The organism is Delftia sp. ZNC0008, assembly GCF_000799035.1.
In the GTDB taxonomy this organism is placed as follows: domain Bacteria; phylum Pseudomonadota; class Gammaproteobacteria; order Burkholderiales; family Burkholderiaceae_C; genus Comamonas; species Comamonas tsuruhatensis.
This window is the reverse complement of record NZ_JTKZ01000888.1, coordinates 15,189-20,365: the sequence shown is the minus strand read 5'-3', so window position 1 is coordinate 20,365 and position 5,177 is coordinate 15,189. Positions and strand designations below refer to the sequence as shown.

Here is a 5,177-nt window from a genome sequence, read left to right as displayed (position 1 = left end):
CGAAATGCGCGGGGAAGAAGAACTGCGTGGCCAGCAGCTCCAGGATGTCGGCCTTGGTCTGCGCATGGGCCAGGTTGGCATACAGGAAATGGCACCCCAGCGTCTCGGCCGCCTGTTGCAGATCCTCCACCCTGTAGGCGCGGATGGACTGCACGATGTTGGCGCGCACGTTCCGCAAAGGGGTGTCCGGGATCTTACGAAGTGGTGCATCCATCTCCGTGGCTCTTTCTCTAACGTGGATGTGGCCTGCGGGTACGGGCACCTGGCCTGCGGCGTCCCCGGGCTGTGGATGAAATGCAGACCCCTGCCAGCGCACTGCGTCGGACGCGGAGGGTCGAACTGGCTGCAAAGACTGGGTCGAGGTCATTCGATGATCTTGCGAAAGCTGCTGTAGTGGTCGCTGGTGTAGTAGCAGGCATCGGGCTGCTGGGGCTCTCCGCCGCAGACGATGCGGCGGGCTCCGCGGTCACGCGAGCCGGGCGTGCGCACCGTGTACTCACGGTAGTAGCCGCGCGACTGGCGCGGCAGGATGCGCTCGCGGTTGCCGAACACCGTGCCGTCCTTGTCGTGGGCAAAAGGCCCGCCGCGCAGGATCAGCGTATAGGTGGAACGGCCTTCGCGCGGCAGCTCTGACAGAGTGACGGTGGCCATGGCCGCCGTCGAATCCGCGCTCTCGGGCGCCGAGCGGCGCGCATCAGCGAGCGAGGGCGACAGCACAAAGGCGGCCCCGACGATGAGCGCTAGACCGGACTGGTACGCCTTGGCGGCGGCTGCCTTCAGCATCAACTACACCTTTCAGAAATCCAGGGAAGCCCTGAAATCTCGACCCGCTAGTGTGACGGAACACCCCTCAAAATGCAAGTTCTGCCTAAAAAACAGGCAGCTTGACCGAGGAAATGTCTGGGGATTGAACAGTGAGAAGGCAACTCTGCGCCTGAGTTGCCTTCCATTCAATGCAAATGCCGCCCGTTGTCTCAAAAACGCGCGCGGCCAAAACGAGGGACACCGAGCAAGGGCCGCCCCGCAGCGAGGGTGTCGTCCCCCTCCCGCGAAGCGAGAGAGGGCGCCGTGCACACGGGGGAAGCGGCGAAGCCGCTCAGGGGGTGCTTAACGGTTAGCGTTAGCGTCCGCCACCGTCAGCGCCGTCATGTTGACGATGCGGCGCACCGTCGTGCTCGGCGTGAGGATGTGCACGGGACGGGCGGCGCCCAGCAGCACGGGGCCGATGGCAATGCCGCCGCCAGCGGCCTGCTTGAGCAGGTTGTAGCTGATGTTGGCCGCGTCGATGTTGGGCATGACCAGCAGGTTGGCATTGCCCAGCAGCGTACTGTTGGGCATGAGCTGGGCGCGGGCCTTGCCGTCCAGGGCCACGTCGCCGTGCATCTCGCCGTCCACTTCCAGCCAGGGGGCCTGCTCGCGCAGCAGCTCCAGGGTCTGGCGCATCTTGACGGCGCTGGGCTGGTTGCTGGAGCCGTAGTTGGAGTGCGACAGCAGGGCGGCCTTGGGCTTGACGCCGAAGCGCATCATTTCCTCGGCGGCCATGATGGTGATCTCGGCCAGCTGCTCGGCCGTGGGGTCGTAGTTGACGTGGGTGTCCACCAGGAAGACCTGGCGGTCGGGCAGCAGCAGGCCGTTCATGCAGGCATAGGTCTGCACGCCGGCGCGGCGGCCGATCACCTGGTCCACGTACTGCAGGTGGTGCGATGTCTGGCCCCAGGTGCCGGTGATCAGGCCGTCCACTTCGCCCTTGTGCAGCAGCATGGAGCCGATCAGGGTCAGGCGGCGGCGCATCTCGATCCTGGCGATGGGCACGGTGATGCCCTTGCGCTCGGTCATGCGGTGGTAGGTCTGCCAGAAGTCGCGGTAGCGCTCGTCGTGCTCGACGTTGACCACGTCGTAGTCCTGGCCCTCCTTCAGGCGCAGGCCGAACTTCTCGATGCGCTGGGCAATGATGGCCGGGCGACCGATCAGCGTGGGGCGCGCAATGCGCTCGTCCACCACGATCTGCGCGGCGCGCAGGATGCGCTCTTCCTCGCCTTCGGCATAGGCCACGCGCTTCTTGGTGGCCTTCTTGGCCGTGGCGAACAGCGGCTTCATCATCGTGCCCGAGGCGTAGACGAAGGTCTGCAGATGGGCGCGGTAGGCATCCATGTCCTGGATCGGGCGCTGGGCCACGCCGCATTCGGCGGCAGCCTGGGCCACGGCCGAGGCGATCTTCATCATCAGGCGCGGATCGAAGGGCTTGGGGATCAGGTACTCAGGACCGAAGCTCAGCTGCTCGCCCACGTAGGCTGCCGCCACTTCCTCGCTCTGCTCGGCCTGGGCCAGTTCGGCGATGGCGTGGACGGTGGCGATTTCCATCTCGGTGGTGATGGTGGTCGCGCCGCAGTCCAGCGCACCCCGGAAGATGTACGGGAAGCACAGGACGTTGTTGACCTGGTTGGGGTAGTCCGAGCGGCCCGTGGCGATGATGGCGTCGCTGCGCACGGCCTTCACGTCTTCGGGAACGATTTCGGGGTTGGGGTTGGCCAGCGCGAAGATCACCGGACGCGCGGCCATCTTGACCACCATGTCCTGCTTGAGCACGCCGCCGGCGGACAGGCCCAGGAAGACGTCGGCGCCTTCGATGACCTGGCCCAGCGTGCGCAGCTCGGTGGCGCGCGCGAACTGGGCCTTGTCCTCGTCCATCAGCTCGGTGCGGCCCTCGTAGACCACGCCGGCCAGGTCGGTGACGAACACGTTCTCGCGGCGCAGGCCGACTTTGAGCAGCAGGTTCAGGCAGGCCAGGGCAGCGGCGCCCGCGCCCGAGGCCACGAGACGGACCTCCTCGATCTTCTTGCCCGCGACCTTGAGCGCGTTGACCATGGCCGCTGCCACGGTGATGGCCGTGCCGTGCTGGTCATCGTGGAAGACGGGGATCTTCAGGCGGCGGCGCAGTTCGCGCTCCACGAAGAAGCACTCGGGTGCCTTGATGTCTTCCAGGTTGATGGCGCCGAAGGTGGGCTCCAGCGCGGCGATCACATCGACCAGCTTTTGCGGGTCCTTCTCGTTGATCTCGATGTCGAAGACGTCCACGCCCGCGAACTTCTTGAACAGGACGGCCTTGCCTTCCATCACCGGCTTGGAGGCCAGCGCGCCGATGTCGCCCAGGCCCAGCACGGCGGTGCCGTTGGAGATCACGGCCACCAGGTTGCCGCGCGCCGTGTACTTGAAGGCGGCGGCCGGGTCCTTGACGATCTCTTCGCAGGGCGCTGCCACGCCGGGCGAGTAGGCCAGGGCCAGGTCATGCTGGTTGGCCATGGGCTTGGTCGGCACGATGGTCAGCTTGCCGGGCTTGGGAAACTCGTGGTATTCGAGTGCGGCACGGCGCAGCTGGGCACGTTTATCGGAAGGGGTCGGGGCCGTGTTGTCGGACATCAAGCGTCTCCAGCGAAGGCATGGCCAACGCACGCGCGGATCAGCCCGCGTGCCGTCGGCCGAGGTAGGGGGGAACCGATTGTAGGCCGACAGGCAATAGCCGGGTCCTGCTGTGAAACTGTTGTGATGCCTGGTTGCCCAATGCCCCGCAGCGGCGGCGGTCTTTGCTTGCGCGCCGCCGCAAAGCCGGGCAATCACCTGGCATCCATCAGATGGCGTCCAGCGGAAACACCGGGCGGCTGACCCGGGCGAACGGAAAGCGCGAATAGTCCGAGGTGGTCACGCCGGGGCTGTCGCACTCGACCAGACCGGCGGACAGCGGCACGAAGACGGGCCGGCAGTACATGCGCGACTTGAGCAGCACGAAGCGAAAGCGAGTCGGGTCCATGCCCACGCAGTGGAACACGCCCAGGTCCCAGGGCTCGTGCGTCTGCTCGGTGATCACGATCTGCGCGGCGCCCGTATCCAGGCAGGCCGTGCGGCCCATGTGGCAGCGCTGGCCCGTGTAGATGGGGCCGCTGACCGTGTAGGCGCCGTCGCTGACGGCGCGCACCGTGCCGCGCAGCCGCAGCGGCTGCTTGTGAAGGCCGATGCGCTCCAGCGAGACCTTGTTGCCCAGCGCGATCTCCACCTCGGCGCCTTCGCCCGCCGCCGTGAGCGAGGCAACCGCTTCGGGGTCGCACAGCGGGCCCACGGCAATGCCTGACAGGCCCAGCTCCAGCGCGGTCTGCAGCACGTCCATGGTGTCGCAGGTGCCGCCGGACATGCAGTTGTCGCCATGGTCGAGCAGCAGCACGGGGCGGTCGGCGCCGTCGGCCAGGGCCTGGGCGCGGCGCAGCGAATCGGCCAGCGGCTCGCTGCGGTAGACGAAGTCGGCGCGGCGCTGCCAGATCCGGGCGGCCAGCGCGTCCACGCTCGCCTGGGTGGCCGCGCGTTCGTCGGTCCTGCAGGTGGCGACCACGCTCACGCAGGGCGCGGCGATGTCGGCCAGCGAGAAGCCGCCGAACACCGAGACCGCGGGCAGGCCCTCCGCTTCCAGGGCGCGCGCTGCGTTCACGGCGTCCAGCATGGGGCCGTCCAGCGTGGTGCTGCGCAGCGTGTGGCTCATCAGCGGCAGGCGGTGCCAGCACACGGCATAGCGCGCGCGGCCGGCCAGCATGTCCAGCAGCAGCCGGCCCGCGTGCTCGCCGGTCTCGTACATGTCGATGTGCGGATAGGTCTTGAAGCCCACCATCACGTCGGCATTGCCCACCATTTTTTCGGTGATGTTGCCGTGCAGGTCCAGCGCCACGCCAACGGGCACGCCGGGCGCGGCGGCGCGCACGCGTTCGAGCAGGTCGCCTTCGCCGTCGGCACTGTTCTCGGCCACCATGGCGCCGTGCAGGTCCAGCAAGATGGCATCGCAGCCCGGCGCGGCCGCCACGATGCGGCGCGTGAGTTCGTCATAGGCGGCCGCATGCACGGGGCCGCTGGGATTGGAGGTGGCCGATACCGGCGTGACCAGGGTGGCGCCCGCCGCCTCGGCCAGGTCGATGAAGGCGGCCATGGCCGTGCGCATGCCCTTGTTGGCCGAATAGGCGGCCTCGCCATAGGTGGGCGCAAACGCCTCGATGGGCGTGGGCACGGGCGAGAAGGTATTGGTCTCGTGGTTGAGCCGGGCGATCAGGATCTTCATGCCGGCACCCCGCCGTCCGCTGCCTGCACCACGCCCGCAGCCGCCAGCATGGCGCGCAGCAGCACGTTGCAGCCGGCCTCCAGGT

General features: G+C 67.6%; 3 protein-coding genes and 1 pseudogene. All 4 read right to left on the bottom strand.

Annotation, left to right across the window (positions count from 1 at the left end; translation table 11 throughout):
- A pseudogene (locus L995_RS34570) lies at positions 1-367 on the bottom strand (barstar family protein); the annotation flags it as partial.
- Complete coding sequence (locus tag L995_RS28625; protein WP_016447232.1) at positions 364-783, bottom strand: ribonuclease domain-containing protein; 420 nt, start codon at positions 781-783, stop codon at positions 364-366. The gene L995_RS28625 and the pseudogene L995_RS34570, both read right to left, overlap by 4 nt.
- A gap of 324 nt (positions 784-1,107) precedes the next feature.
- Positions 1,108-3,417: an NADP-dependent malic enzyme gene (locus L995_RS28620; protein WP_016447231.1), complete on the bottom strand. Its 2,310-nt coding sequence runs from the start codon at positions 3,415-3,417 to the stop codon at positions 1,108-1,110.
- 208 nt (positions 3,418-3,625) lie between these two features.
- Complete coding sequence (locus tag L995_RS28615; protein ID WP_047474771.1) at positions 3,626-5,092, bottom strand: M81 family metallopeptidase; 1,467 nt, start codon at positions 5,090-5,092, stop codon at positions 3,626-3,628.
- Between the last annotated feature and the right edge of the window lie 85 nt (positions 5,093-5,177).